21 protein-coding genes and 1 tRNA gene are annotated in these 23,023 nt (G+C 69.5%); 8 read left to right on the top strand and 14 right to left on the bottom strand.

Annotation, left to right across the window (positions count from 1 at the left end; translation table 11 throughout):
• Positions 1-53: 53 nt before the first annotated feature.
• On the top strand, positions 54-827 hold the full coding sequence (locus HDA39_RS13120) for an LLM class F420-dependent oxidoreductase (protein WP_337925731.1): 774 nt from the start codon (positions 54-56) through the stop codon (positions 825-827).
• 155 nt (positions 828-982) lie between these two features.
• Positions 983-1,522: a GNAT family N-acetyltransferase gene (locus HDA39_RS13125; RefSeq protein WP_184795499.1), complete on the top strand. Its 540-nt coding sequence runs from the start codon at positions 983-985 to the stop codon at positions 1,520-1,522.
• On the opposite strand, the gene HDA39_RS13130 is transcribed toward HDA39_RS13125, so the two are convergent.
• The 5 genes from HDA39_RS13130 to HDA39_RS13150 all read right to left on the bottom strand — a co-directional run bounded on the left by HDA39_RS13130 (position 1,523) and on the right by HDA39_RS13150 (position 5,104).
• Entirely contained in the window at positions 1,523-2,185 is a 663-nt protein-coding gene (locus HDA39_RS13130) for a TetR/AcrR family transcriptional regulator (RefSeq protein WP_184795500.1), read from the bottom strand.
• A 50-nt stretch (positions 2,186-2,235) separates the two neighbouring features.
• Entirely contained in the window at positions 2,236-2,823 is a 588-nt protein-coding gene (locus tag HDA39_RS13135; protein WP_184795501.1) for an SRPBCC family protein, read from the bottom strand.
• A 274-nt stretch (positions 2,824-3,097) separates the two neighbouring features.
• Positions 3,098-3,183, bottom strand: a tRNA-Leu gene (locus HDA39_RS13140).
• A gap of 131 nt (positions 3,184-3,314) precedes the next feature.
• Positions 3,315-4,193, bottom strand: coding sequence for a serine hydrolase (locus HDA39_RS13145; protein ID WP_184795502.1), 879 nt, complete (start codon positions 4,191-4,193; stop codon positions 3,315-3,317).
• Positions 4,190-5,104, bottom strand: a complete 915-nt coding sequence (locus HDA39_RS13150) for a LysR family transcriptional regulator (protein ID WP_238356041.1) — start codon at positions 5,102-5,104, stop codon at positions 4,190-4,192. Before HDA39_RS13150 ends, HDA39_RS13145 begins: the two co-directional genes overlap by 4 nt.
• 97 nt (positions 5,105-5,201) lie before the next feature.
• Here HDA39_RS13150 and bla point away from each other — a divergent pair, with 97 nt between their 5' ends.
• Together bla and HDA39_RS13160 are read left to right on the top strand one after the other, a co-directional pair.
• Entirely contained in the window at positions 5,202-6,128 is a 927-nt protein-coding gene (gene bla, locus HDA39_RS13155) for a class A beta-lactamase (protein ID WP_184806016.1), read from the top strand.
• Between the two features lie 217 nt (positions 6,129-6,345).
• Positions 6,346-6,549: an antitoxin gene (locus tag HDA39_RS13160; RefSeq protein ID WP_184795503.1), complete on the top strand. Its 204-nt coding sequence runs from the start codon at positions 6,346-6,348 to the stop codon at positions 6,547-6,549.
• 55 nt (positions 6,550-6,604) lie between these two features.
• On the opposite strand, the gene HDA39_RS13165 is transcribed toward HDA39_RS13160, so the two are convergent.
• Positions 6,605-6,910 (bottom strand): NIPSNAP family protein, encoded by a 306-nt coding sequence (locus tag HDA39_RS13165; RefSeq protein WP_184795504.1) that lies wholly within the window; start codon positions 6,908-6,910, stop codon positions 6,605-6,607.
• A 27-nt stretch (positions 6,911-6,937) separates the two neighbouring features.
• Between HDA39_RS13165 and HDA39_RS13170 the strand changes: the two genes are divergently transcribed.
• Positions 6,938-7,285 (top strand): TraR/DksA family transcriptional regulator, encoded by a 348-nt coding sequence (locus HDA39_RS13170; protein WP_184795505.1) that lies wholly within the window; start codon positions 6,938-6,940, stop codon positions 7,283-7,285.
• A 106-nt stretch (positions 7,286-7,391) separates the two neighbouring features.
• Here HDA39_RS13170 and HDA39_RS13175 read toward each other — a convergent pair whose 3' ends face one another.
• Both HDA39_RS13175 and HDA39_RS41835 read right to left on the bottom strand, forming a co-directional pair.
• The gene (locus HDA39_RS13175; protein WP_184795506.1) at positions 7,392-8,168 is read right to left on the bottom strand and encodes a phytanoyl-CoA dioxygenase family protein; all 777 of its coding nucleotides are present in this window, start codon (positions 8,166-8,168) and stop codon (positions 7,392-7,394) included.
• A 137-nt stretch (positions 8,169-8,305) separates the two neighbouring features.
• Complete coding sequence (locus HDA39_RS41835; RefSeq protein WP_202892987.1) at positions 8,306-11,248, bottom strand: S8 family serine peptidase; 2,943 nt, start codon at positions 11,246-11,248, stop codon at positions 8,306-8,308.
• Positions 11,249-11,466: 218 nt separating this feature from the next.
• Between HDA39_RS41835 and HDA39_RS13185 the strand changes: the two genes are divergently transcribed.
• The gene (locus HDA39_RS13185; RefSeq protein WP_202892988.1) at positions 11,467-14,316 is read left to right on the top strand and encodes an ATP-binding protein; all 2,850 of its coding nucleotides are present in this window, start codon (positions 11,467-11,469) and stop codon (positions 14,314-14,316) included.
• A 1-nt stretch (position 14,317) separates the two neighbouring features.
• Here HDA39_RS13185 and HDA39_RS13190 read toward each other — a convergent pair whose 3' ends face one another.
• Entirely contained in the window at positions 14,318-14,962 is a 645-nt protein-coding gene (locus HDA39_RS13190) for a response regulator transcription factor (RefSeq protein ID WP_337925732.1), read from the bottom strand.
• Positions 14,959-15,924, bottom strand: a complete 966-nt coding sequence (locus HDA39_RS13195) for a HAMP domain-containing sensor histidine kinase (protein WP_184795507.1) — start codon at positions 15,922-15,924, stop codon at positions 14,959-14,961. Before HDA39_RS13195 ends, HDA39_RS13190 begins: the two co-directional genes overlap by 4 nt.
• A 157-nt stretch (positions 15,925-16,081) precedes the next feature.
• Here HDA39_RS13195 and HDA39_RS13200 point away from each other — a divergent pair, with 157 nt between their 5' ends.
• Positions 16,082-16,627: an SPFH domain-containing protein gene (locus HDA39_RS13200; protein WP_184795508.1), complete on the top strand. Its 546-nt coding sequence runs from the start codon at positions 16,082-16,084 to the stop codon at positions 16,625-16,627.
• On the opposite strand, the gene HDA39_RS13205 is transcribed toward HDA39_RS13200, so the two are convergent.
• The 3 genes from HDA39_RS13205 to HDA39_RS13215 all read right to left on the bottom strand — a co-directional run bounded on the left by HDA39_RS13205 (position 16,600) and on the right by HDA39_RS13215 (position 20,851).
• Entirely contained in the window at positions 16,600-17,886 is a 1,287-nt protein-coding gene (locus tag HDA39_RS13205; protein ID WP_184795509.1) for an SLC13 family permease, read from the bottom strand. The genes HDA39_RS13200 and HDA39_RS13205 overlap by 28 nt on opposite strands.
• A gap of 1 nt (position 17,887) precedes the next feature.
• On the bottom strand, positions 17,888-18,400 hold the full coding sequence (locus tag HDA39_RS13210) for a CBS domain-containing protein (RefSeq protein ID WP_238356042.1): 513 nt from the start codon (positions 18,398-18,400) through the stop codon (positions 17,888-17,890).
• Between the two features lie 117 nt (positions 18,401-18,517).
• Positions 18,518-20,851, bottom strand: coding sequence for a polysaccharide lyase family 8 super-sandwich domain-containing protein (locus tag HDA39_RS13215; protein WP_184795510.1), 2,334 nt, complete (start codon positions 20,849-20,851; stop codon positions 18,518-18,520).
• A 115-nt stretch (positions 20,852-20,966) separates the two neighbouring features.
• On the opposite strand from HDA39_RS13215, the gene HDA39_RS13220 reads away from it, so the two are divergent.
• Positions 20,967-21,980: a substrate-binding domain-containing protein gene (locus tag HDA39_RS13220; protein WP_184795511.1), complete on the top strand. Its 1,014-nt coding sequence runs from the start codon at positions 20,967-20,969 to the stop codon at positions 21,978-21,980.
• Here HDA39_RS13220 and HDA39_RS13225 read toward each other — a convergent pair.
• Entirely contained in the window at positions 21,977-23,023 is a 1,047-nt protein-coding gene (locus HDA39_RS13225) for a substrate-binding domain-containing protein (protein WP_184795512.1), read from the bottom strand. The genes HDA39_RS13220 and HDA39_RS13225 overlap by 4 nt on opposite strands.

Consider the following 23,023-nt stretch of genomic DNA (forward strand, 5'->3'; position numbering starts at 1 on the left):
ATCCTAGCTTTACGGCATAAAGCGTCTGCGACCCGAGAGTGGTGGAGCCCTCCGTGAAACCTGTCCGTATCGGTGCTCAGGTCGCGCCACAGCGAGCGGCGTACGCCGACATCCGGAGCGCCGCAGCCGCGGTCGAGGACGTGGGCGCGGACATCCTCTTCACCTGGGACCACTTCTTCCCCCTGGGCAAGGAAGCCGACGCCCCGCACTTCGAAGGCTGGACCGTCCTCGGCGCCTGGGCCGAGCAGACCACCCGGATCGGTCTCGGGGTGCTTGTCAGCTGCAACAGCTACCGCAACCCCGACCTCCTGGCCGACATGGCCAGAACCGTCGACCACATCAGCGGTGGTCGCGTCGTCCTGGGGATCGGCGCCGGTTTCAAGGAGCGTGAATTCCTCGAGTACGGCTACGACTTCCCGTCGCCCGGTCGACGGATCGCCGACCTCGCCGCCGCTCTACCGCGGATCGAGAAGCGCCTCACCGCGCTGAACCCGCCGCCGACGGGCCCGATGCCGATCCTCGTCGCCGGAGGCGGTGAGCAGAAGATGCTCCGCATCGTCGCCCGGCACGCGAACATCTGGAACACCTTCGCCGAGGGCGAGGACCTCGTGCGCAAGCTCGGCCTGCTCGAACGCTACTGCGCCGAGATCGACCGTGACTTCTCGACGATCGAAATCTCCGTCCACACCGGAGGCGATCCCTGGGAAGCCGGCCCGCGCCTGCGTGAGCTCGGCGCCAGTCTCTTCACCATCACCACCAGCGGCCCCGACTACGACCTCGGCACCATCCGCCGCTGGATCTCCTGGCGCGACGAGCAGAACAACTGACAAGACGGCCCGCCGTACTTACGCCCAGGACCAGAACCGGTCCCGCGGCAACACGCAAGGCCCGGCCATTATGATCGCCGAACACGCCGTCAGACGGATCGCCGCCAACTGGACCAACAAGACGTCGTCACGACGCCCGGAGAGGATTCCGTACTATGGCTGAACAGGTACAGCTGTATCCGGTCACAGAGGCTGACCTGTCCCTCCTTGCACGGCTGCACAACACCTGGCCGGCGGCCGGCTCAGCCTTCGAGTGGTTCGGGTACGCCGATCCCGCCCGGGCACAGCGCCGGTGGTCACAGGACGGGCTGCTCGGCGCGGACTCGGGAACACTGATGGTCCGGCGCGGCGAAGAGGCGGTGGGTTCGGTCACCTGGCGGTCGACGCCCTTCGGTCCACTCAACCGCGGCTGGAACATCGGCATCGGCCTGGTCCCCGAAGCGCAGGGCGCGGGCATCGGTACCCGCGCCCAGGAACTTCTGGTCGAGTACCTCTTCGACCACACCGAGGTGCACCGGATCGATGCTCAGACCAACATCCTGAACCTCGCCGAGCAACGCGCTCTGGAGAAGGCCGGGTTCGTTCGTGAAGGCATCCTCAGAGGCGCCCAGTTCCGCAGCGGCGAGTACCACGACATGGTCTCGTACAGCATTCTCCGAAGCGACAGGTCAGCCGCACGCACCGGCTCCGCCTGATCAGGCTTCTGTCAGGCGCGCGATCCGGGTCACCATCGCGTCAGCGATGCTGTGCTCGGGCCAGGGGAAGCCGCGACTGACGGCCCGCTGGTGCGCGAGACCATGCAGGCTCATCCACAACACCACGGCATCCAGAGGCGGGTCCGTGATCTCGGACTGCCCGGCAGCGACACACTCGGCCAAGGCGTCGACGAGGAGCTGGATAGCGCCTTGGCCAAGGGTCAACGTGTCCTCTTCGGACAACGAGTGGCCCTCACCCAGAGGCGGCATCCACAGACCGCCGAACATGGTGCGATACCGCTGAGGATACTTTCGCGCGAACTCGAGATAGCCCCGGCAGATGGCGAGCAAGCGATCCCGTGGCTCGTCACCGGCTTCTTCGACAGCCTTCCGCAGATAGGCCTCCAAGCCGGCGAACTCCCGCTGCACCACCGCGAGCATGATCCTCGGCTGGTCGGAGAAGTGCGGATAGATCGACGGAGCGGCGATGCCCACCTTGCGAGCGACCGACCGCAAGGTGATCGACCGCTCGTCTCCGGTCTCGTCGAGAAGCGCCACGGCCGCGTCGATGATGTCCTCCCGCAGGCGGCCGCCCTGGCCTCGACGATTGCGAACGTGCGCTCGCTCGACCGCAGTGGGCTCGGTCGCGCCGGTTGGGTTCATCTGCGTAAATTTACACCGCGAAGGCGAGGTTGCGTCTTCTCCTGTCGTGATCAGGAGCAGACGGATCCCTTCTCGGCAGTGGTCTTCAGGCGAAGCACCCAGTCCTTCAGACCGGCGTCGAGACTGGCCTGGGCACCGGCCACGTCAGCGTCGACCGGAGGGCCGGCCCAGGACTCCTCAGTAGTGACGAGTACACCGCCGCGCACCGGCTTGAAGGTGAACAGGTGAACGCCGGTGATGCCGTTCACCGGAGCGCCCCACGCGGTACACCGCAGGGTCTTCACCTTCACGACCTTCGACTCGACCTTCATGTTCTGCGGCGACCACTCGAACACCGATCCCGCCCGCAGCGGACCCGGCGTCTTCTTCTTGGCCGGAGTGATCTCGGGAATCCACTGCGACCACTGGTCGACGTCGGTGTGCAGCCTCCAGATCTTCGTCAGCGGCGCCTTGACCACAACGCTCGCCGTACTGATCACCGGGGCTTTCCTGTCGACCGTCACCCCACCGCAGGCCTGCAGGTTCCGGGGAGCCGGACGACTCCCACCAGCCATCGCCGCCGGCTGGACAGCCACCGACACCACCGCACCGAGTGCGGCAACCCCAACACACTTCAACAGCTTGCCTCGTGCGCTCATCAGGATCTTCCTTCCTCACGGGACTCGCGATCTGACCGATCGGTGATACACCCGTAAACTAACGTATGTAAGTCTAGTCGCGCAAGCTGAGGCGGCCGAGGCGACCAGAGTGCGGCTGCAGCGGGCGCTCGAAGCCGGCTGGGACCCCGAGGGGCCGGCGAGTCAGCACAACGGCCACGGCCGCCGAGAAGAGGGCCGTTGAAGCGCGATGACGTACGACAACGCAAAAACGCGGGCTGATGTCTCCATCAACCCGCGTGTGAACAAAGTTGCGTGTCCGAGGGGGGACTTGAACCCCCACGCCCCGTAAAGGGCACTAGCACCTCAAGCTAGCGCGTCTGCCTATTCCGCCACCCGGACGGGTGGTCCGCGCACTAGTTAGTGGCGCCGACCGGAGAACAGTAGCAAAGGTTCTGGGGGAAATTCACATCGGGGGGCTGGGGGTGTCGTGGGGAGGAGGGTGGGGCTGGTGGGGCGGGTGTGGTGGTGGGTCAGAGTTGGCGGAGGTGGTCGTGGAGGGTGCGGGCGGCGGTGGACATCAGGGACTCGGCGGCGGGTTGGGTGGCGGCGGGGACGGTGGAGCGGGTGAGGACGGTGACGGCGTACGACGTGCCGTCGGCGTGTTCGGCGACGCCGATCTCGTGGCGGAGGTTGAGGAGGGTGCCGGTCTTGGAGGACCAGGTGGTGGCGTCGGAGGAGAAGTCGGGGGTCAGGCGCTGGCGGTGGAGGTTGTGGGCCATCAGACTCCTGACAGACGCTGCGATCGGGGCCGGGATGGCGGACGGGGTCCAGAGGGCTTGCAGCAGGTCGGTGTACGCGCGGGCGCTGCCGGAGCTGGCGCGGGTGGGGTCGAGCTGTGGAATGTTGCTGGCGGCATCTATTGCGAGGGTGTGGGCGAGGTGGGTCTCGTCGAGGCGGTCGGCGGGGGTGTCGGTGAGGTCGCTCATCGGGTGGCGGACCGAGATGCCGTCGAGGCCCCAGCTGCGGAGGAGATCGGTGACGTACGACGGTGGCGTGAGGTCGAAGAGCGCGTCGGCCGCCGTACCGTCGCTGAGGCAGGTGCTGAGGTAGATCAGGTCGTCGATCGCGATCCAGGACGGGTGGCGGAACCGGCTCAGCCCGGTCGGGCCGGGGACGGCGATCTGGCCGGGTGGGACTTCGATCGTCCGGGCGCCGTCGAGGTCGCCGCGGTGGATGCGTTCGAGGGTGGCCAGCGCCAGCGGGACCTTGACGAGGGAGGCCGACGGGAGTGGTACGTCGGGGTCGAGGCCGAGCTCGTCGCCGGTCTGCAGATCGCGGACGAGGAGGCCGGCCTCGAGACCACCGTCGGTGAGTTCTTGGCGTACGGCGCGAAGCAGGCTTTCGGTCATGGTTGTACTCCGAGGCATCGGGCGACGGCGTCGGACAGCTGCGTGTGGAAGAAGTCGACGTCGACCGCGGGGGCTGCGGTGAGGGCGAATCCGCGGGTCAGGGTGAGGTCGCCGATCGGGCGCCAGGTCAGGCCGAGGCCTGCGGCCTGGTCGGGTGAGCAGAGCAGGAGGTCGCGGGAGCAGAGGGTCTCGGCGACGGCGGTGGTCAGGTCGGGGGCGATCGCGACCTGCGTGGGGCGCAGGCCGGCGGCGTCGCGGAGCCGCGTGAGCGGGTCACGGATGTGCGGTACGTCGTCCTCGGGCTGGATCCAGATCCGCCGCGCGGGCGGGGAGGACGTCCGCGACCGGGCGGTCGTCGTACGGGGTGGGCGCAGGGTGGCAATAAAGACGCGGGTGACCTCGAGGTCGCCGGCCAGACCCAAGGGAACCGACCACTGGGACTCGTCGGGCGGGGTGGCCAGCAGGGCGGCTCGGACCTGTTGCGAGTGCAGGAGGTCGGTTCGTTCGGAGGCGGACGCGACCTGGACTTCCAGTACGACGTCGTGAAGCCGCGCCTCGGCGATCAGCTGGGCCAGCGAGGCGGTGGAGCAGACACCCGGTACGGCGAGGCGCCACGGGCGCCGCTTGGCGACCTCGGCTTCATGGTCGAGTACGTCGGCGGTGCGGACGAGCTGGCGGGCCGCGGGCAGCAGCTCGCGACCGAACGGGGTGAGGACGGCTCGGCGGGCCGTGCGTTCGAAGAGGCGTTCGCCGTACCGCTCCTCGAGGGCGGCGACGCGGCGGGACGCGACCGACTGGGACATCCGCAGCGCGGCGGCGCCCACGGTGAAGCTCCCCCGTTCGCTCACGCTGACGAAGGCGCGACATGCTCCGACCAGATCCACCTGCATCATGGTATGCCGAACCAGCATCAGAACAAGCGTTTGCGCATTGGACCTGCATGGGTCCGGGCGGGTGGAGTAGCGGGGAAGCTCGTCGCGGTGGACGAGCCAGAACGGGAGGTCGACCATTCAGCAGAGGACTCGCAGGATCGTCACGACGGTGATCGCGTTGACGGTGGCGCCTGTCGCAGGGTGTGGCGCCGACACCTCGGACAGCTCCTCCCCCGCAGCACCTGTCAGCAGTACTACTAGTACGGCGACAGCAGCGGCCACGCCGTACACAAGTCAGTTCAAGCAGCTGGAGAAGCAGTTCGACGCGCGCCTGGGCGTGTACGCCGTTGATACCGGCAACGGTCAGGAGATCGCCTACAACGCCGACGCCCGCTTCGCCTACGCCTCGACCTTCAAGGCCCTTGCCTGCGGCGCCGTTCTCCGGCAGAAGAAGCTCCCCGGCATGACCAAGCTGATCAAGTACTCCACAGCGGATCTGGTCCCCAACTCCCCCGTCACCGAGAAGCACGTCGCGACCGGCATGACGCTGTCGGCGCTCTGCGACGCGACCGTCCGCTACAGCGACAACGCCGCCGCCAATCTCCTCTTCACCGAGCTCGGCGGCCCCAAGGCACTCGACGCCATCCTGCAGGGCCTCGGCGACACCGTGACCCAGATGGAGAACATCGAACCGACGCTGAGCAACTGGGACCCGAAGAGCACCAGCGACACCAGTACGCCGCGCGCCTTCGCCAAGAATCTGCGCGCGTACGTGCTCGGCAACGTGCTGGACGCACCGGAGCGCACCCAGCTGACCACCTGGCTGAAGACGAACACCACCGGCGACACGATGATCCGGGCCGGCTTCCCGAAGGGGTGGGTGATCGGCGACAAGACCGGCTCGGCCTCGACGTACGGCGGCCGCAACGACATCGCCGTCGTCTGGCCGCCGGGACGGGCGCCGATCGTGGTCGCGGTGTTCTCCAACCGGCGCACGGCCGAGGCGGAGAAGGACGACCGGCTGGTGGCCGGCGCCGCGAAGGTTGTCGCGTCCACCTTTTAGCGCGGAAACCTGATGAAACAGGCAACAATCTGCCCACGGAAACCCTTCGGACAGGAGGCGTTCCGCTCTGACCAGCGGGTTCATCCGCTTGCGTTTGGCAACGGGTCGGATGGGCACCAGACCGTCGTACGACCTGTCAGCAGCGTCCGGTCTCGCTGCCCTGCGGAGGGGGCGATGAACCGGCCGGGCGCGACAACCAGGAAGGAAGTCCGGCGACATGGGCGTTTTCGACAACCTCAAGGACAAGGCCACCGGCGCGGTCGACGACCACGGCGACAAGGTCAGCGACGGGCTCGACAAGGCCGGTGACTTCGCCGACGAGAAGACCGGCGGCGAGCACGGCGACAAGATCGACAAGGGCACGGACTTCGCCAAGGACAAGCTCGACGGGCTGGACGGTCAGGACGACGACATCCAGTAGCAGCGCCACCTCTCGGACGGGCCGCAGGCACCACGCCTGCGGCCCGTCCGCTCGTCTACGGCAGCAACGGCCGCATGAACGACCGGTCGTAGCGCAGGACGCAGCCCGACTCGTCGCGGATCCGGTCGGCGGCGACGAAGTCGGGGTCGACGCCGAAGAGCTGCCGGTACTCCTCGTACGCCGCCAGGCTCGGGAAGCTGAACAGCGCCAGGGCCTTGTCCGACGAACCCTCCGAGGGCAGGAAGTAGCCGTGGTGGGTCCCGCCGTGCCGGTTGACCAGCTCGATCCAGCGCTGCGCGAACTCCTCGAACTGTGCGATCTTCGCCGGGTCGATGACGTACTCGACAACACAGGTGATCATGGGCGCAGAGTACTGAAGGAGATCCGAATGCCACCGGCCGACGACGAGTTGCGCGCGCTGCTCACCGCGGAGCGTGCCCGGACGGCGGATCGGGTGAGCGCGCTCTCCGGTGATCTCGAGGCGATCGTCGAGGCGTCGCGGCTGGTGTCGACCGACGACGAGCACGATCCGGAGGGGTCGACGATCGCGTTCGAGCGGTCGCAGACGGGGACGTTCCTGAAGGACGCGCGTCAGCGGTTGGAGGAGTTGGACGGTGCGTTGGGGCGGTTGGAGAGGGGTGGGTACGGCGTGTGCTCGGACTGCGGACGGCCGATCGCCGTCGAGCGGCTGTTGGCCCGGCCGACGGCGACTGCTTGTATCGAGTGCGCGATCTGACCGCGACTCACCGGGAACCCGACAGAACTGAGTCGGTGGCCGGTACTTGAAGGACGGGTGCTGGTGCACCGGCCTCCCGAGCGGGAGGCCGGCTGATCGGGGTCGGTCAGATCGGGAGTGGCTCGTAGTTGGCGCCGAACGGTGCGTCCGGGCGGGCGAACTCTCCCATCAGGGCGCGGCGCAGGGGTGTCGTGCGCTCGAGGAACTCGGGGTCGTTGCCGAAGCGGTCCGCCGCGCGGACCCACGGCGGGCTGTAGACGTAATGAGTGGTGAAGCGGTCGTAATCGCCGTCGTGGCGGAAGGTCCGGTGCCAGACGCCGTTGTGGAACACCAGCGCGGACCCGGCCTCGGCACAGATGACATGACCGATCCCGATGTCGCCCTTGCTCTGACGGATCGAGTCGGGCAGCGGGACCCGTGAACGGTGGCTGCCGGGGATCAGTTCCATGTTGCCCATACCGGGCACGGTCTGGTCGGTGAGCAGGTACGACACCCGGAGCTGGATCAGCGGCACCGGGTAGCCCAGGTCCTTGAAGTCGAAGGCGGACGATCCGTCCTGGTGCCAGCCGCCGTTGCCCGCGTGCGCGGGTTGCATGGTGTTCCAGCCGGCCTGCAGCACGAATCGATCGCCGAGCAGTCCCTGCACCTTCGGAAGCACGTCAGGATGGTCGATCAGCCGCTCGAGCGCCGGCTCGCTCTCGTAGGTCCGCCCGATCTGGCCGAACTCGCGGTCGCGGCTCTCGTGCAGCCGTTGCGAAACGTCGTAGGCCTCGGCCGCCTCCTCCTTGCTCAGGACGTTCGGAATGACGAAGTAGCCCCACGACTCGAAGATGAAGCGGTCGGTCTCGGTCAGCTGACCCTTGGCGACGACGGGCTCGAGCATCGGTCGGTCCTCTCTGCGCACGGTCGGAAAGGGATTTCCGGATCGTGTCCAAGCTTGCCCGTACGACGCCCGCGGCGCGACCCGAACGCCGGGCCGTCCCGAAGGGTGACCCGGCGTTCACACAGCAACCCGAACCGTCAGCGGGTGACCGTCAGCGTGTACCTCGTCGTACCGGTCTTCCCGTCCGCCGACCGCGCGGTGACCGTGATCGGGTAGGTGCCCGCGGGCGTCTGGAAGTTGGTGAAGAACCAGACGTTGCTGGACCCGTTCTGCCCGATCGTCGCCGGGTTGAAGAACACCTGCGTGCCGGCCGGAGCGCCGGTGGCGGTCAGCGTCAGGTTGCCGGTGCCACCGGAGGCCTTCACCGTCGTCTGGGCCAGCTGGCCCCGAGCGACCGAACCACTCGACGGCGTGGCAGTGACCTGTACGTCGCCGGTCGGCGGCTGATCACCCTCGACGGTGAGGGTGAGCGTCGCCGTCGACGTCTTGCCGGCGGCGTTGGTCCCGGTGATCGTGACCGTGTGATTCCCTGCGGGCGCCGTACCGGCTTCCAGCGTGAGCTTGGCCGCCGCGCCGGTGCTGATCGACTCGGGCTGGAAGGTTGCCTTCGCCCCCGACGGGACACCGGACGCGGTCAGGCTGACGTTCTCGGCGCCGCTCTGCCCCGCCGTACTGGTCACCGTGGTCGAGATGTACTTGCCAGCAGCAACCTTCACCGCGGCCGGCTGGACACCGACCCGGAAGTCGGCCTGCGGCGGCGCGTCGCCGATCTGCTGCTTGACCCAGTCGCCCATCTCGTTGGTCAGCCGCCCGTAGACGCTGTACCAGCGGAAGTCCGACCGGCTCCAGGACGCGACCCCGATGACCTTGCCCTGGACGATCAACGGGCCGCCGCTGTCGCCGGGAAGGATCGTGGTGCGGCCGTCGGCGTACCCGGCACAGACCATCGTCGCGGGCTTGAACCCGGCGCCGACGCCGTTGCAGACCTGCGATCCGTCGACGACCGGCAGCGTCGCCTTGTCGAGCGTGACGTCGCGGCTGGTGTCGTCGAAGTCCTTCTTGCCGTACCCGAAGCCGAGCCCGCTGCCGCCCGGCCGCTCCAGTCCGGCGTCGGCCGAGGTCGCGACCTGCGCGTACTGGCCACCGGCCACCGGGATGTCCTGAGCCGTGGTGACCACCGCGACGTCGTACCCCTGGTCGAAGTTCACGTACCGCGGGTGCTTCTTGTAGTCGACCACCGCGACCCGCGTGCCGCCGCCGGCGTTCAGGTCGTCGAGCCCGTACAGGAAGCTCTTCTCCCCCGCCGCGTCGGCGCAGTGCGCGGCGATCAGGATCTTGCGCGGGGCAACGACCGAGCCGGTGCAGGTCTGGCCCTGCGGCCGGGTCCCACCGGCCCGCAGTCCGGCGATGATCGCGGGGAACTCGCTCACCGTCGCGTTCTGCCCGTTGTAGAACGACGCCCCCGGACCGTCGTGCCGAGCCGGTACGACGTCGCCTTCGTAGCTGACCGCGGTCGGCTGGAAGTTGATTGACCAGCCGTCGAGCGTGCCGGTGTCGAAGCGGTAGACGTCCTTGACCTGCAGCTTCCACGTGCCGTTGCGCTTCTCCCCCGACGTGTTGACGGTGAAGGTCTGGTGCAGCCCGTCGGCCGATCCGACGCCGCCGGGACGACGCAGGTTCAGTACGGCGCCCGACGGCGCGACCAGGTCGACCTGCAGGTCACCGGTGTAGGTGTGGTTGATGTCGACCTTGACGCTGGTCGCGCTGGTGCCGTTGCCGTCGCAACCGGTGATCGTGGTCGCGGTCGAGACGGCCGCGCCGGCGTCCGGGATCGCGGCGTCCTCCGTGCTCGCGCCGCCTGCGCAGGTCGGCGGCTCGGGGTCGCCGCCGCCGATGAAGGTCGTGTTCAGCAGCTTGTTGGGCGAGCCGCTGCCCGGGTTCTTGACCACGTTCGGGGTCGCGTTGGTGGTCAGCGCCGAGGCGACCGCGGAGGGGGTGGCGGTCGGATTGCCCGCCAGGTAGAGCGCGGCCGCGCCGGCGACGTGCGGGGTGGCCATCGACGTACCGCTGATCGAGTTGGTCCCGCCGTTGTTCCAGGTCGAGGTGACGCCCGAGCCGGGCGCGAACAGGTCCAGGCACGAGCCCAGGTTGGAGAAGCCCGACCGGTTGTCCTGGTTGTCGGTCGAGCCGACGGTGATCGCCTCCGGCGTCCGGGCCGGGGTTGTGTTGCAGGCGTTGGCGCCGTTGTCGTTGCCCGCAGCAACCGAGAAGCTGACCCCGGTGGCGACGGCGCGCTTGACCGCGTCGTCGACCGACGAGTTCGCCTCGCCGCCGAGGCTCATGTTCGCGACCGCGGGCTTCTTGGCGTTCTTCGCCACCCAGTCGATGCCGCCGATCACCTGCGACCACTCGCCCTGGCCCTGGCAGTTGAGCACCCGGACGCCGACCAGCGCGACGCCCTTCGCCACGCCGTACGTCGTACTGCCGACCGTCCCGGCCACGTGGGTGCCGTGGCCGTTGCAGTCCTGGGCGACGGCGTCGTTGTCGATGAAGTCGTAGCCGTCCGTGGCGCGGCCGCCGAAGTCGGAGTGCGTCTTGTAGATCCCGGTGTCGACGATGTACGCCGTGACGTTCGTGGCCTTCGTCGTGTACGTGTAGGCCTGGTTGAGCGGCAGGTTGGCCTGGTCGATCCGGTCCAGGCCCCAGGTCGGGTTGCGCTGGGTGTCGACGGCCTTGGCGATGCCGTCCTGCTCGACGTACTTGACCTCGGGGTCCGCGGCCAGGCGGAGCGCCTCGGCCTCGGACAGCCGCGCGGAGAAGCCGCGCAGGGCGGTGGTGTAGGTGAGCTTCACCTGGCCGCCGTACCGGGTGGCCAAGGTCGACGCGGTACTGCGGGCGCCGTCCTTCAGGACGACGATGTACTGGCCGGGGATCGCGCCGGGGGCTCCGGCGCTGCGGATCGAAGGACTCAGGTTTTCGGGCACGGTGGCCGCGCCGGCGGTGGGCGGGCCGAGCAACGCCAGGCCGACGCACGCGATCGCGCCGAAGGCCCCGTGACGCACAGACAGATGGGCGGTCATGTCATCTCCGTTCGTTCCACCCGGCGGCGGGCGGCCGCCGGAGCGCGGCCGCCGGGGACGGGAGGGCGGGCGACCGGTCCGGACACTGTTGCCCGGGGCCCGGAGCCGAACAATCCGGGCGGCAGTAGGTAGGGGTACGCGACTTTTGGACACGCGTGATCGGTTTCCCCTGCCGCCGCCGCGGTCTAGGCTCACTCCACCTGGACCGGGAGCTGCCCATGGCCCGCGCGATCGATCGGTTGGTCCGAACGAGTTCACCGGTGCTGGTCGGCCGGGAGGCCGAGTTGCGCCTGCTCACCGGCACGGTCGGCCGTGGCGCGTCGGTCGCGCTGATCGAGGGTGAGGCCGGCATCGGCAAGAGCCGCCTGGTCCGGGAGCTGCTGCAGCAGCCGGAGACCACCGGACTCCACCGGCTGATCGGCTACTGCCAGCCCCTGCGCGAACCGTTCCCGTACGGCGCAGTGATCGAGGCGCTGAGAGACTTCCCGGAGCGTACAGAGAGCGCTTTCTCGCCGCTCACCGCCGTGCTCCGGCCGCTGCTGCCGGAGCTGGCCGACCGGTTCCCCGAGGCTCGTCGGCCCGCCGGCGATCCCGCGACCGAGCGGCATCAGGTGTTCCGGGCGGTCCGGGAACTGCTGACGGCGGCCGGCCCCGCGTTGCTGGTGATCGAGGATCTGCACTGGGCCGACGACGGGTCGCGCCAGCTGCTGCGCTTCCTGATGACCGATCCGCCGGACAACCTGTCCGTCGTGGTCACCTACCGCCGCGAGGATCTGACCACCGGACCACCACTCGGTACGGCGTACCGGCCGCCCATCGGCCTGCCCAGCGCGATCGTCGCCCTGGAGCCCCTCGACGTCGCGGGCGTCCGCGCGCTGACCGCCGCGATCCTCGGTGCGGAGACGATCGGCACGGACCTGGCCACGCTGCTCTACCAGCGGACCGCGGGCATCCCGTTCGTCGTGGAGGAGGCCGTTCGGACGTTGCCGCAACCGATCGACGGCCGGACGACCCAGCGGTTGCTCGACCACGTCGAGGTGCCGGCGCTGCTGCGGGACGCGATGAACGAGCGGTTGTCGAGCCTCGCCCCGGAGGCCCGCGCGGTCAGCTGCGCGACCGCGGTGCTCGGCGTACCGGTCACGATCGAGCTGCTGGGTGGGATCACCGAGCTGCCGCCGGAGCTCGTCGAGAGAGCGCTCACCGAAGCGCTCTCGGCCGGCGTACTGCGGGAGGCGGGCGATGGGCGGTACGCGTACCGGAACGCCCTGGGCCGGCAGGCCGTGTACGACAGCCTGCCAGGTCCGCGTCGCCAGGGACTGCACCGGCGGATCGCGGATCTGCTCGCCACCGCCGATCCCCAACCGCAGTTGCAGCTGGCCGAGCACAGCCGGCACGCCGGCCGGACCGAGGACTGGCGCCGGTACGCCGAGTCAGCCGCCGACCGCGGCACCGAGATCGGCGACACCTCGACCGCGACCCGGCTGCTCCAGCGCCTGCTCGCCGAGCCGGATCTGCCGAGCGCCGCCGTCGACCGGCTCGCCGCCAAGCTCGGTCTGGCGGCGTACACCGGACTCGACCAGACCGATCCGATGGACACGCTCCGCCGGCTGCTCATCGATCACCGCCTCTCCCCCGCCGTACGCGGTGAGGTACGCCTCTACGCCGGTCTGCTGCTGATCCGCGCCGACGGCGGAGTCGCGGCCGGCCGCGCCGAGATCGAACGCGCGATCCCCGATCTCGGCGCGCGTCCCGACCTGGTGGCCAAGGGCGTCGCGGTGCTGGCGCAGCCCTGGCTCGGTACGGCGTCTCTCGAGCAGACCCGCCGCTGGTCGGTCCGCGCTGAAGAGGGCCTGCGGACGACGACCGATCCCGTGCTCACCACGTCGCTGCAGGCCAACCTGCTGGCGTCGCGATTGCACGCCGGCGACGGGCGGGTCTGGGAGGCGTTCGCCGTACTGAACCGGCCGACCGAGGAACCGGCCGAGCAGCGGCAGCTGGCCCGGCTGCACTGCAACCTGGCCGATGCCTGTGCCGCGATCGGCGATCTGGCGACGGCCGGTGAGCTGCTGCGGAGCGGAATGCAGTTCGCGACGGACTCCGGTGCGCCGTTCGTCGTCAGTACGGCGCGGTCGACGCAGGCCCGGGTCGATTGGATCACCGGGCAGTGGGCCGGGCTGGACGAGCGGGCCGGGCAGTTGCTCGACGAGTACCGGGATCTGTTCCCGGTGACCAGCGAGGTGTCGCTCGCCCTGGCCGGGTTGGCGGTCGCACGCGGCGAGTGGGGTGAGGCGGAGGAGCACCTGGCCGCGACTGGTGTGCCTAATCCGGCCGACGCGATTGCGCCGGTGGCGCTGGGTGGGTTCGCGTTGCAGGCGTGGATGGAGTTGACGCGCGGTCGGCTTCCCGCTGCGGTGGACTCGGCCGAGCGTGGGCTGGGGCTGCTTCGGCGCAAGCAGGTCTGGGCCTGGGCGGGCGAGATCGTGCCGGCGGCGATGGGCGCGTTGCTTGCCGTCGGACGGCGGGATGACGCGCAGCGGGTGCTGGATGAGTTGGATCTCGAGGTCGATGGGCTGGATGCGCCGCTGAGCCGGATCGCTGTGGGGTGCGGGCGGGCGCAGGTGGCCGAGGCCGACGGCGATCTGACGGCAGCGATCGCGCTCTATCGGGCGACTCAGCGGGAGTACGACGAGGTGTTGGCGCCGTACTTCGCTGCCCTGGTCGCCGAGCGGGCGGCGGGCTGTCAGCTTGTAGTTGAGGAGTCGGTGGGGCTGAGGGAGCTTGCGGTGGTGGCGGATTCGTTCGATCACCTGGGCGCGACGTACGACGCTGCTCGGTGCCGGCACGAACTGCGCAGCCGCGGTGCGACGGCGCCGTCGCGGCGAGGGCGCAAGGGGTACGGGACCGAGTTGTCGCCGCGGGAGCAGGAGGTCGCCCGGCTGCTCGGGAGCGGGCACACGAATCGGGAGATCGCCGAGGTGCTGTTCCTGTCGCCGCGGACGGTGGAGCAGCATGTGGCGAAGGTGTTGCGGAAGCTTGGGGTGAGCTCTCGGTCCGAGTTGGCGCGGTGAGTCAGGGCTCGATCAGGCCGGCGCGGATCGCGTAGCGGGTGAGTTCGGTGCGGTCGCGCATGCCGAGTTTCTGCAGGATGTTCGCGCGGTGGCGTTCGACGGTCTTGACGCTGATCGTGAGCGCCCCGGCGATCTCCTTGGACGAATGGCCTTCGGCGATCAGCTTGACCACCTCGTCCTCGCGGGGCGTGAGGACCTGGCCGGGCAACCGCTCCCCCCGGCGTACTCGATCGAGGTAGTCGCGGACGAGCGTGCTCATCACGCCCGGGTAGAGGAACGACTCGCCCCGGCCGGCCGCGCGGCAGGCGTCGACGAGATCGCGGTCGGCGACCGACTTCAGGACGTAGCCGGAAGCGCCGGCCTTGAGCGCGGCGAAGAAGTACTGCTCGTGGTCGTACATCGACAGCATCAGGATCCGCGGTGGCTCGCGGCGTCGCGACAGCTCCAGGGCGGCCTGCAGGCCGGTCATCCGCGGCATCGCGACGTCCAGTACGGCGAGGTCGATCGGCGTCGTCCGCGCGATCTCGACCGCCTCCGCGCCGTCGCCGGCCTCAGCGACGACCGTCAGGTCGGGCTCGCTGTCGAGGATCAGCCGGACGCCACGCCGTACCAGCGCGTGGTCGTCGGCCAGCAGGATGCGGATCACGAGACCCTCAACTCCACCCGGACTCCTCCACGCTGCCCGGGCCCGATCCGCAGCTCTCCGGCGACGAGAAGAGCGCGCTCCCGCATGCCACGCATGCCGGCGCCTTCCTGGATTCCTCCCTCGGCTCCACCGCGGAAGCCTCTGCCGTTGTCCTCGACACCGAGCACCACGTGGTTCCCCTGCCGGAGCAGCGAGACCTCGACCTCGGTGGCGCCCGAGTGCCTGGCCGCGTTGGTGAGCGCTTCCTGGGCGACGCGGTAGATCACCAGCTCCGTCTCCGGCGCCAGCGGCGCCAGCCCCGGCGACGACACCCGTCGGACGCGCATCCCGTGCGACGAGAACTCGGTCGCCAGCGCGGCCAGCGCGTTGTGCAGTCCAAGATCCTCCAGTACGCCGGGCCGCAGCCGCCGCGCGACCTCACGGACCTCGTCCAGCCCGGCGCGCGTCGTCTCCTGCACCAGCCGGAACTCGTCGGCCAACTCCGCAGGCACCCGGTCGGACAGCCGCTTCAACCCGAGCAGTACGGCGGTCAGGCTCTGCCCGATCTCGTCGTGCAGTTCCTGCGCGATCCGATGCCGCTCGGCCTCCTGGGCCGCGAGCGCCTTCGCGTTGCTCGTCCCGCGTTCGGTCTCGAGCCGGGTCAGCATCGCGTTGAAGCTCCGCACGAGCTTCGTCGCCACCCCGCTGCGGCCCTCCGGCAACCGCTGCCCCGGCCGCTGCAGGTCCACCTCGTCCATCATCCGCACCAGCCGGTCGAGCGGCGCCAGCGACGTCCGCAGCAGCAACGAGTTCAGCCCGACGATCGCGGTCAGCCCGAGCACCAGCACGATCGCCTCGGACACCAGGACCCGTGCCGACACGGTCACCGGCAGGAACGCGAGCGCCATCGTCCCGACCACGAACAGCAAACCGTTGATCAGACAGACCCGCCAGTACAGAGGTAGCCGCATCCCAGAGGTCATCGCTCCACCTTCGCCCAGCGGGTCCGTCCTGTCCACGCAGCCCGCCGAAGGTGGGTGGTAGCACTCATGGCGCTGCCCGTCGCGCCCGGCCAGACTGGAGGCGCGGCGGGCGGTCCTGGACTCCGACCGTCTCGCCGCACCAAGCGAGGAGCTGACCATGAGTCTCCTTCCGATTCTGTCCACCCTGCCGCCCAGCGACTCCGCTGACCGGCTCGTTGTCACCGGCGTCGTCGGCCTGGCGGCGCTGGCGGTCGGGTCGTTGCGGGTGGCACCGAACCGGCACTGGCTGGTGATCACTCGGCGTGGACAGGTCCGTCGGGTGGTCACCACCGGCCTCGCGCTGCGGATCCCCGGCCTCGACGCGTGCCGGCTTCTGCCGCGCGACGCCCAGCATCTGCCGATCGGGGTTTCGGCGCTGACCCGCGACGGCGTCCAGGTCCAGCTTCTGGTCACCGCCGTACTGCGCGTTGCCGACCCGGTCGTCGCCGGCTCCCTCGCCGACCCGATCGGTACGACGCTCGCCGAGGTGCGCGACCTGCTGCGCCGGCTGCTCGCCGATCACGACGTCGAGGACGTACTGCGGGTGCGGACGACGATCGAGCGCAGCGCATGGGAGGCCGGGCACGGCGTGGAGATCGAGGGCGTGCTGGTCGACGCCATCGACCTCGAGCTGGTTCACGCGAAGTACCGCAGCCAGACGTAGACCCAGGCCATCGCGATGCTCAGCGCGGTCACCACGATGCCGTACCGGGTGAACTGCCAGAAGGTGATGTGGTGACCGGTCCGCGTCGCGATGCCGAGGGCAACCACATTGGCGCTCGCGGCCACCGCCGTACCGTTGCCGCCGAAGTCGGCGCCCAGGGCGAATGCCCACCACAACGACTGCCCGGTCGCCGGATCCGGGGCCTCGGCAACGACTCCCTCGACCACCGGCGTCATCGTGGCGACGTACGGGATGTTGTCGAAGAACGCGCCGAGCACACCGGAGCCGAACAGCAGCGCGGTCGCCGCGACCAGGTAGTTGTCGCCGACCTGCTCGACCGCCCAGTGACCGATCGTCTCGATCACCCCGGTGTGCACCAGGCCGGCGACCATCACGAACAGGCCCATGAAGAAGACCAGCGTCGCCCACTCGACCTCGCGCAGCACCTCCGGGACGTCGACCTTCGAGACCAGGATCATCGTTCCGGCTCCGACGAGCGCCACGATCGACGGCTCCAGGTGCAGGACCGAGTGCAGCGCGAAGCCGACGACCACCAGGGCCAGTACGACGAGGCAGCGCACGAGCAGCGGGCCGTCCTTGATCGCCCGGCGTTCCTGCAGTGCCATCACCGCGGCGACCTCGTCCGGGTTGTAGCGGAACGACTTGCGGAACAGGAACCGGCTCAGCAGCACGAAGGCGACGAACACGACCACCACGATCGGTGCCATGTGCACCAGGAAGTCGTTGAAGGTCAGCCCGGCACGGCTGCCGATGATGATGTTCGGCGGGTCACCGATCAGCGTCGCGGCGCCGCCGATGTTGGACGCCAGCACCTCGGCGATCAGGTACGGCTGGGCCGGGATCCGGAGCCGGTCGCAGATCACCACCGTGACCGGCGCGACCAGCATGATCGTGGTGACGTTGTCGAGGAACGGCGAGGCGATGGCGGTGATCACCATCAGCATCACCATCAACCGGTACGGCTCGCCGCGGGAACGTTTGGCCGCCCAGATGCCGAGGTAGTCGAAGACGCCGGTCTGCTTGATGATCCCGACGATGATCATCATCCCGAGCAGCAGGAAGATGACGTTCCAGTCGATGCCCTCGTGCTCGGAGAAGAAGACCTCCGAGCCGGGCGCCAGCCCGAGCACGACCATCGCGGCGGCCGCCAGCAGCACGACCTTGACCTTGTTCGCCTTCTCGGTGGCGATGAAGAAGAACGCCAGCGCGAAGATCGCCAGCGCGAGGTACGGCCGCACGTCAGACCGGCGGCGGCTCGCCGGGACCGGTGACCGCCAAGCTGGTCAGTAATCGCTCCAGGGTGATAGCACCCAGCAGTACGCCGTCCGCGCCGACGACCGCGACCAGCGGGCTGCGCAGACGGGCCATCAACGCGGCGATCTCCAGGAGGGTCGCGTCGGGCGCAACCGTGGCCGGGCGCAACGGCTGGCGCGGGAGGCAGTCGCCGACGGTCAAGTTGCCGAGCTCGCGCCAGAACGAGTCGGCGCTCGCCTCGTCGACGGTCCGGGCGAGCATCGGGTCCTCCTGGAAGGAGCCGGGGATCGCCAGCCGGAGGACCTGGGAGCCGGGCAGGACGGCGGTCGGCCGGGACTGCTCGTCCACGACGATCAGCCCCGGGAGCCGCCCGACCGCCATCATCCGCACCGCCTTGGCCACCGGGTCCGTCACGGTCACGGTCGGCACGCCGACAGCGATATCACCTGCCTGCATGACACCGTCCCGTTTCCCGTCGATCACCAGCGGTGCGGACATCAGTCACCTCGACTCTCGTCCCGCCGGCGATCCACGCCGACGGCAACAAACCTTGTCCGTCGAGTCTCGCCGCCGCCGCACCGCCGGCCCATGGGGTCCAGACCCCATCTCGTTCGCTTACCCCAGGCGCACCTTGACGACGCGGGTGGCGCCGGCGGCGCCCTTCACGTCCACGGTGATCTCCACGCCCAGCGGCGTACGGCGGGTGGTTACTCCCTCGTCGGCCTGGAGGACTCGCGCGCCTGGCAGGAGCAGTCGCAGGCGGATCGTGGTGGCCAGTTGGGTCGGGTCGGAGAGCGCGAACTCGAAGTCTCTGCCGCGCTGCCGCTGGACCACCGACAGAGGATTGTCGGCGAACAGATTGCCGACGCGCCCCGCGCGCCAGAAGTTCGCCATGGTCAGACCGGACCGCGTGACCGCCTGGACGTCTGCCGTGTTGGCCAGCACCCGGAGAGCCGAAGATCGCGCGAGCTCCCGCGTTCTCGCGAGGCTCGCACCAGGTGCCAGCAGATAGCTGTACGACGCGTTGGTGGGATCGACCCCGTGGTCCATCCAAAGGGTGAGGTACCGCCGCGTGATCGGCGTCGGAGAACCACCGGTGTTGACGTCCCGCCACGATCCCGTCCGCGCCTCCCGCACCGCACGCACCGAAGCCCCGGACAGGAACACGTAGCCGGCGACGCCCTCCAGATGCGCCCAGCGTGCTCGCGGCAACGACACTGTGTCACCCAAGCCGGCAACGCGGACAGCACCGTCCACCACCAGCTTGTTGGTGCCCCCAGCATGCAGATTGCGGTTCTCGACCACCGTCTCCACCGCATGCCCGCTGGACCCGGTGATCCCGGCGCCGAGGGCAACCACGTACTCGTCGAAGCAGAACCAGGACTTTCGAGCCCGCATCGGCGACGACGGTCCCTCCAGATCCTGACCGACCGCCGCATACCCACCCAGCGTCGCCCCACCGACCCACGTCGCGTTCACCGGTCGAGCAGCACCCCACTCGCCCCCGGCCTTCGGCGGCAGCGGCAGCTTGTCGACCGTGATGCCAGGCAGCCGGTACCGATCGACCGTCGGCCAGAACGCGTCGGCGTACTGCCCGTTGTCCCGGTCGTACAGGTAGGTCATCCCCGACCCGGTGTGGTAGCCGTGGTCGTTCTCGCCGTTGCCGGCCTCGTAGTACGAGATCCGCTGGCTCGCCATCGAGATCGCGTAGGCCCACCCGCCGCGCCGGTGGATCGACCGGTCCATGCTCGCGAACAGCGTGTGCCCGTCCGGTTCCGCCGCCGGCGTCACCCCGGCCAGCGACTTCACCAGCGCCACCCGCGGGATCGTTGCCCCGGTCAACATGTTCCCGTACGTGTCACGCCGGACCCAGCCGGCCACGGCCGACCGCCAGCGCGCGGCCAGCGCCGCGTCGACCCCGCCGGCGAGCCGCAGGATCGCCTCCGCCGCGGTGTAGCCGTCGTCGTGGTCGGACGCGTTCGACCGCGACACCGCCCGCCCGCGGACGAAGTCCGTCATCCGCAGGTCGTGCACCACCGGCAGGTACGCCTTCGCGACCGAGTCGAACAGGATCTGCCGCTTCGGGTCGGTCACCTCCCACGGCGAACCGGCCAGGAGAGCGAGCAGCTTGCCGATCCCGCTCAGCAGCACGTGCCCGTAGGTCCCGGTGTAGGCGACCCACGTGTGCTGCACGAACGATCCGTCCCGGTAGAACCCGTCGCCGCTCGTCACGTACTGCCACGTGTCGCTCAGACCGTCGCGCGCGTGCACGAGCTTGGCCTCGTCGTCGGTCACCAGCGCGCGGACGATGATCGCCTGGCAGAGATCGACGCGGTTCGCTCCGGTCGAGAGAGCGCGCCGCGCGGGCGGGAACATGTAGTACGGGTCGGGGACGAAATGATCGATCGCGGCGCAGTAGCGCGCTCGTGCCTCGGCCGGGAGCTCGTCGTACAGCAGCACCATCGTCGACGCGAGCGGTCGCGTCGCGCCGATCTCCCACGACCACCAGTTGCCGAACTCAACGGTTCCGACCTTGTAGATCAGGGTGTTCATCGACTCCAGAGCAGCCAGTACGTCGGCCAGCAGCGCGGGCGCGTGGTAGTACGCCGAGCCGGGCGTCGACCAGGCGGTGGCCAGCTGCTCGAGCCGGACATAGGTGTTCGCCACGGACGGGTCGGCGGTCAGCGGCTGGTCGGTGAAGACGAGCTTGCGGCCGGCGGACCGGTCGAGCTTGGTGAGCGAGGACGCGACGGCGGCGTCGATCCGGTCGAGCGCGGCCTTGAAGTCCGGGTCGGCGGGGTCGATCACGTCGCGGCCGGTGAGGTCGGCGGCCCATTTCGCGCGCAGCGCGGCGAAGTCGGCGGGCGCCGCGAAGGCGGCGGTCGGCAGGGTGAGCGTGGTGGCCGCGGCAGCAGCGGTCGAGAGCGTCAGGAAGGTCCGGCGTCGCACAGTGTCTCCTCGGGGTCGGCGGGGTCACTGTCGAACGAGTCTGGCCCTAGTCATTCCTTTGGTCAATAGATTCATTCTAATGACTTTGCCTAGGCGCGCCGCTAGGCTCCTCCGTGTGAGCACAGAGCCGGTCGCGCGCGGGCAGAAGGCGCGTCATCTCGCCGACGAGCTGCGGCGCGGGATCGCCGGGCTGCGCTGGCCGGGCGGCAAGCTGCCGACCGAGCAGCAACTGGTCGTCGAGCAGGGCGTCAGTCTCAACACCGTACGGCGGGCGGTCGACCTGCTGGTGCAGGACGGGCTGGTCTACCGGCGGCAGGGCTCGGGCATGTACATCGCCGACCAGGTCGTCGGCCCGGTGGTGGGCGTCGCCGTACCGTCGATGACGTACTACTACCCGCGCATCATCGTCGGCATCGAGCGCGAGCTCGCCGAGCACGGCGGCCAGATGATGCTGCGCAGCACGGAGTGGGACCAGGCCGAGGAACGCCAGGCCCTGGAAAGCCTCGTCAAGGCAGGCGTTGCCGGGTTGATCGTCGCACCCGACGAACCGGTGCACGACGACTTCGGTTTGCCGATGGTGCTGGTGGAGCGCGGATTGGAGGATCCGGCGACCGTGCACGAGTTCGTCGGCTCCAACCACGCGGCGGGGGCACGAGCCGCGGTCAACCACCTGAAGAGCCTCGGCCACACCCGGATCGGCTACCTCGAAAGGCCCGGGCCGCACACCGCACCACAGGTGTACGCCGGGCTCAAGGACGACGTCGTCCTGACCCGGTCCACCGAGCGCTGGAGCACCGCGGACGCGGACCGACTGCTCGACGACGTCCTCGGCGCCGACGTCACGGGCGTGATCTGCTTCGCCGACCGGGAGGCCAACCTGCTGCTCACCGCGGCGCTCGCGCGCGGGATCGAGGTCCCCCGGCAGCTCTCGGTGATCAGCTACGACGACGAGGTCGCCGATCTGTCCGACGTACCGCTGACTGCGGTCTCACCGGCCAAGTCTGAGGTCGGCCGGCTCGCGGTCAACGTACTCCGCGCACGACTGAAGCACCCAGAAGCTCCGCGTCAGCAGATTTCGTTGGTGCCTCGCTTGATCATCCGCGAGTCCACCGGCCCGGCACCGAGTTAGGAGCTGACCCGCGCCGGTTCCGTCGCCGAGTCGCGCACGATCAGCTGGGTCGCCAGCTCCACGTGATGCGAGTCGACCTTCTCCCCCGCCGCCAGTTGCAACGCCGTCCGAAGCGCAACCGCACCCATCTCCCGGATCGGCTGCCGCACAGTCGTCAGCTGCGGCGAAGCCAGCCGCGCGACCTGCGTGTCGTCGAATCCGACCACGCTCAGATCCTCAGGCACCCGAAGCCCCCGAGCCCGCGCGGCCTCCATCGCACCCAGCGCGACCTCGTCGCTCCCGGCGAAGATCGCCGTCGGCGGATCCGGCAGGTCGAGCAACGCGGCCCCGCCCGCCAGGCCGTCGTCGTACAGGAACTCCCGCATCCACACGTAGTCCTTCGGCACCGGAGCTCCCGCGGCCTCCATCGCGCCGCGGTACCCGTTCATCCGGGCCTGGTTGCAGCCCGACGTCGGCGGCCCACCCAGGTAGGCGATCCGCCGGTGCCCGAGCGACAGCAGATGCTGCGTCGCCGCCATCCCACCCGCGAAGTTCGTCGACCCGACGCTGGTGACATCAGGCTGTACGACGTTCATCGGGTCGACCACGACCAGTGGCAGCCGGGCCCGCGAGAGCGCGGCCACGTCGGCGGCGGTCAGCTCCGAGGTGATCCCGATGACGGCGCGCCGCCCGTTGGCGGTCATTTCCCGGATCCACGGCGCCGCGCGGCCGGTCGAGGCCGACCGGGCCTGCGCACGCTCCGGGTGCGCGCTCACCACGACGTCCACGTCGGCGGCCTGGCCGGCCTCGACGACGCCCTGGATCACCTCGAGCGAGTAGCTGTTGAGCACGCCCTGGTAGAACAGCTCGACGGCGGCGCGGTCGACGACCGGCTCCGGCCGGCGGCCGACGTACTCGTGCTCGCGGAGGATCTCCTGGACCCGTGCGCGGGTCGACTCCGACACGTCGCTGCGTCCGTTGAGCACCTTGGAGACCGTCGCGACCGAGACCCCGGCGGAGGCCGCGACGGTGGCCAGCGTGACCCGGCCTCTCAACGACGGCAC

This window comes from Kribbella italica (assembly GCF_014205135.1).
GTDB classification, from domain to species: Bacteria; Actinomycetota; Actinomycetes; order Propionibacteriales; family Kribbellaceae; genus Kribbella; species Kribbella italica.